General features: G+C 67.9%; 5 protein-coding genes. 2 read left to right on the top strand and 3 right to left on the bottom strand.

What is annotated here, in order from left to right; translation table 11 throughout:
* Positions 1 to 232: hypothetical protein (locus NON22_RS20890; RefSeq protein ID WP_257388915.1), on the top strand; the 232-nt coding region annotated here is incomplete at its 5' end.
* Positions 233 to 341: 109 nt separating this feature from the next.
* Here NON22_RS20890 and NON22_RS20885 read toward each other — a convergent pair.
* From NON22_RS20885 to NON22_RS20875, 3 genes are all read right to left on the bottom strand, one after another.
* Positions 342 to 731, bottom strand: a complete 390-nt coding sequence (locus tag NON22_RS20885; protein WP_257388914.1) for a DUF488 domain-containing protein — start codon at positions 729 to 731, stop codon at positions 342 to 344.
* Positions 732 to 912: 181 nt separating this feature from the next.
* Positions 913 to 1,461 carry a hypothetical protein gene (locus tag NON22_RS20880; protein ID WP_257388913.1) on the bottom strand — a complete coding sequence of 183 codons (549 nt, stop codon included), beginning with the start codon at positions 1,459 to 1,461 and terminating at the stop codon, positions 913 to 915.
* Between the two features lie 22 nt (positions 1,462 to 1,483).
* Complete coding sequence (locus NON22_RS20875) at positions 1,484 to 2,113, bottom strand: TfoX/Sxy family protein (RefSeq protein ID WP_257388912.1); 630 nt, start codon at positions 2,111 to 2,113, stop codon at positions 1,484 to 1,486.
* Between the two features lie 274 nt (positions 2,114 to 2,387).
* Here NON22_RS20875 and NON22_RS20870 point away from each other — a divergent pair, with 274 nt between their 5' ends.
* Positions 2,388 to 4,208, top strand: a complete 1,821-nt coding sequence (locus NON22_RS20870; protein ID WP_257388911.1) for a peptide MFS transporter — start codon at positions 2,388 to 2,390, stop codon at positions 4,206 to 4,208.
* Positions 4,209 to 4,348 lie beyond the last annotated feature (140 nt).

Raw genomic sequence — 4,348 nt, 5'->3', positions numbered from 1 at the left:
ACGAAAAGCCGCAAACAGCGGCTTTCGCGGCGAGATTTTGGTAACTTTGCGCCTGGTTTCGATGCCGGTTCCGCAAATCGTGTTTCTGGCATGCGGTGACGAGGGCTTATTCAGACCTTCCTTAACGAATCGAGCAAGGCACGAAGCACTGAACGAGCAACCGCATATAGACCACGACCATATTCATCTACCGGGGCATTTTGCTCAAGAAACGTTATGTTTGCAGCCATAAATTTGCGTCATCCCTTGTAGGCTTTGCAGTGAGTCAGCTCTAGATCAAATCTAGGCCAGCATCAGAACGAACGACAAACAGCGAAACCAGCTATTACCTCTTGCCTTAACTAACTTAGCATTGCAGCGCCATGCTCCTGTAACAACTCGCGCAATACCGAGCGATGGCAATGCGCCTCGTCCTCGCAATAGCAGCCGACCGAGAAGTTCGTGTGCTGCGACAGCGCGGCGAGCAGGTCGAGCGCATGCGCGGCTTCGGCCTGTTTCATCTCGGCACGGTATTTCTTCCTGAACGCGGCCCATTGCGCCGGCGTCTGCGCCGACTGGGCGAACCTGACCGTCTCGGCGCTCGGCGCGAGGTTCGGAAACCAGACGTCGTACCAGTCCTGCGACGCGAATTCGGCCTTGGGCACGCCGCGCGGCGGACGGCGCACGGTGCCTATGCGCGTGCCTTCGCCGGGCGTTCTCGGACTGCCTAGCCGTACGATGCGAATGGACATGGCGGGCACTGCGTCAGCGGCGCGGCGGTGGCCGCGATGCGGCGGAGTCTAGCGCCGGATCGCGGCGACAGGCGCCGCGCCTGCACGGCAACCCGTTCCACCGGACCTGTCCGGCCCGTTGGGTGGGCGTGTGGGGGAACGGATTGCTTCGTGACGCCGAGTTCAAGAGCAAGCGCCCGGCTCAGTCCGGATTCGAAGCATCCTGCCGGCCTACCGCGCCGTCGGACGCGGTGCCACCGGCCACGCGCGTCGTATACGGCTGACTCGCCGCGCCGCGCTGCCGGTACATGGCCGCGATTTCCTCGGCGCGCGACTGCGATTGCGTTCCGCCGCGCGGCAGCTTCGCGAATTCGCCGTAGTCGAGGATCTGGCGGATCACGTGCGGGCTGTAGACGAGCTCGGCGCGCCAGTTGGCCAGATGATCCGCGCGCATGCTCAGGGTGATGTAGCGCTTGGTTTTGCGCTGGCGTCCGACGACCGTGACCATGTCGCCGCCCATGCCCCAGAAATAGCTGAACACGTAGACCTTGGCGCCGGGCGCGAACTGTCTGGTGCCGCGGCGCTTCTCGGCCCCGCCGGGTCCGTAGGCGCGCTCGTGCACGATGTTCGCGGCGACGCACCAGACCGGCGTCTCCGCAGCGGGCGGAGGCACGCCGAGCGCGTCGGTGGACCGGCGCGCCGCGCGCCCGGCGAAGCGCCGGCGCAGCCAGTCGATCAGGCCCGAGTTCATGCAGGCCTCCGGCCGGTGCCATTCATTTCGCGGCGCGCTTCGTGGCTGGTGACTTGGTCTTCGGTGCGGACTTTGCCTTCGGTGTCGACTTCGCTTTCGGTACCGCCTTTGCTTTCGGCGCCGCCTTCGCCCTCGACGCTGCGCTCGCGTTCGATGTTGCGTTCGCCCTCGACACTGCCTTCGATGCCGCCTTGACCTTCGGTGTTGCCTTCGCCTTCGGCGTCGCCTTGGCCGTCGGCACTGCCGTCGACTTCGCCGCTGCCTTTGCTTTCGGCGCCGCCTTCGCCTTGGGCGCAGCCTCGGCTTTCTGAGCTGCCCTGACCTTGGGCTTCGGAACGGCCTTGGGCTTCGGCGGCGGCATGACCGCGGCCGTCGCGAGCAGCAGCGCGCGCAGGTCGTCGGGTTCGTCGAGCAGCTGGTCGGCGACGGGATAGTCCTTCGCACCCGGGTACGGCGGGCGCTGCGGCAGGTCCGAGGTCAGGCGTGCGGTTTCCGCGGCCGGCTTGACGAACAGGCTGTTGTCGCAGGCGAACGCGACGACCTTGTCGTCGAGATAGACCGCGTACTCGCCGAACATCTTCTTGAAGCTCAGGCGCTGGCCGAGCTGCGACTGTTCGGCCACGTACTCGACGAAGGATTGCTGGGTCGCCATCGGTATCTCCGCTGCTTGCGTCACGCCGTTCCGCCGTCCGCAAAGGAGCGGCGGAGGCGGAACGAACCTGCCACCGGCACGAAAGCCGTGTCAATCCGGGCGCATGCGGCGTTCGAGCACGCCTCGCGACGGTCGCCGCGCGGCGGCCGCAGCCGCCCTGTACACACGCTCCCGACCGACCGTGCAGGTCGCGCACCATCCGCCGGAAAGCCCGTCCCGGCACGGCGCCGACGCATCGCTATACTGCGCGGCTGTCGCCCCTGCCGGAATTTCCATGTCCGCCGCCACCTCCGCCGCCGCGCCGTACGACGCGACGGACACGTTCCTGGGCCACCCCAAGGGCGTCTACGTCTGCTTCTTCACCGAGATGTGGGAGCGCTTCTCGTTCTACGGCATGAAAGCGCTGCTGCTGCTCTATCTGTTGCAGCATCACAAGTTCGGCGACGACGTCGGCTACGACGTGATCGGCGCCTACGGCGGCCTGGTCTATTGCCTGCCGGTCATCGGCGGCCTGCTCGCCGACCGCTGGCTCGGCATGCGCAAGGCCGTGCTGTTCGGCGGACTGCTGCTCGTGCTCGGCCATGCGGGCATGGCCATCGAAGGCCACGAGGCGCGCATCGTCGACGGCGTCGTGCAGCGCGATGCCGGCGCGCTGCTCGCGTTCTATTTCTCGCTCGCGCTGATCATCATGGGCGTGGGTTTCCTGAAGCCCAACATCTCGACCATCGTCGGCAAGCTCTACGCGCCCGGCGATCCGCGCCGCGATTCGGGCTTCGCGCTGTTCTACGCCGGCATCAACCTCGGCTCGCTGCTCGCGTCCATCATCTGCGGCTATCTCGGCCAGACCCTCGGCTGGGCCTACGGTTTCGGCGTCGCCGGCGCGGGCATGCTGCTCGGCCTGCTGCAGTTCCTCTGGGGCCAGAAATACCTGCGCGGCCATGCGGAAGCGCCGGACCCGGCGCGGCTGCGCGAGCGCCTCGTCGGCCTGCCGCGCGAATGGCTGATCTATGCGGCCGCGGTCGCGGGGCTGCTGCCGGTGGCCGGACTGATGTGGGCCGTCGCCAACGGCGCGTTCAAGCTCGGCGGCGAGATCACGCCGGCGCTCGCGCTGATGATCCTGATGATGCTCGCGGTGCTCGGCTGGTTCGTCTGGTTCATCACGACGCAGTGCGACCGCGAGCAGCGCCACCAGATGATCGCGCTGATGGCGATGATCGCGATGTGCCTCGTGTTCTTCACGCTGTACGAGCAGACCTACGGCTCCTGGGTCACGTTCACCGACCGCCTGCTGACCAAGGACGTGCTGCCGGCGCTCGTGCAGCCGACGCCGGAACTGCGCTGGAGCGGCGACTGGCTGGCCAACCTGGGTCTGTTCCTGCGCACGACGCCGTGGTCCATCGCCGTGCTCGTGCTCGCTCCCGGCGCGTTCGTCGTCGCGGCCTGGCTGTCGGACCGCAATCCGGCCTCGCGCGGGCCGCGCCTGCTGTTCGGCAGCGTCGTCGTGATCGCGCTGGTCCTGCTCGTGCGCGATTCGGTCGTGCTGCCGCAGACGGCCGGCTCGCTGACCTACCTCGGCGCGATGTTCCTCGTGCTGCTCGCGCCGCTGTTCAGCGGCCTCTGGGGCTGGCTGGACCGCCGCGGGCTCGATCCGTCCAAGCCGGTCAAGTCGGCGCTGGGCCTGGTGCTGGCCGGCCTGTCGTTCGTGCCCCTGCTGTGGGCCGCCGAGCACGCCGGCGCGACCGGCCAGCAGGCCAGCGTCTGGTGGCTCGTTGCGGCGTATTTCATTCTGGAACTCGGGGAAATGTGCCTTTCTCCGGTCGGCCTGTCGGCGGTGACCCAGCTGTCGGTGCCGCGCGTGGTCAGCCTGATGATGGGCACGTGGTTCCTCGCGACCGCGTTCTCCGAGACGCTCGCGGCGCAGTTCGGCAAGCTCGCGTCCATCGACATCGCCGAAGGCGCGGCCCTGTCCTTCGCCGACGCCGGCGCGAAGTACGCGCACCTGTTCGGCGTGATGCTGCTGATCGGCCTGGTCTACGGCCTCGTCGCGTTCGCGCTCGCGCCGCTGCTGCGCCGCCTCATGCACGGCGTGCGCTGAGCGCCGCGTCGGCCGGCCGCGCGCGCGGCGCGCCGGCCAGGACGTCTTCGGCGAACGCGAACGCGGTGGTCAGGCCGAGGCCGCTCGGCCCCGGCGCGGCGACGGCGATGACGCCGGGCGCGGCTTCGACCGCCGCAGCC

The sequence above is a fragment of the Tahibacter caeni genome (assembly GCF_024609805.1).
In the GTDB taxonomy this organism is placed as follows: Bacteria; Pseudomonadota; Gammaproteobacteria; order Xanthomonadales; family Rhodanobacteraceae; genus Tahibacter; species Tahibacter caeni.
Note: the sequence above shows the minus strand (reverse complement) of the source record. Positions and strands in the feature narration are given on the sequence as shown.

Bases quoted from the DNA above. Each gene is read 5' to 3' on its own strand.
- NON22_RS20870 (WP_257388911.1), top strand. From the start codon at position 2,388: ATGTCCGCCGCCACCTCCGCCGCCGCGCCGTACGACGCGACGGACACG.
- NON22_RS20875 (WP_257388912.1), bottom strand. From the start codon at position 2,113: ATGGCGACCCAGCAATCCTTCGTCGAGTACGTGGCCGAACAGTCGCAG.
- NON22_RS20885 (WP_257388914.1), bottom strand. From the start codon at position 731: ATGTCCATTCGCATCGTACGGCTAGGCAGTCCGAGAACGCCCGGCGAA.
- NON22_RS20880 (WP_257388913.1), bottom strand. From the start codon at position 1,461: ATGAACTCGGGCCTGATCGACTGGCTGCGCCGGCGCTTCGCCGGGCGC.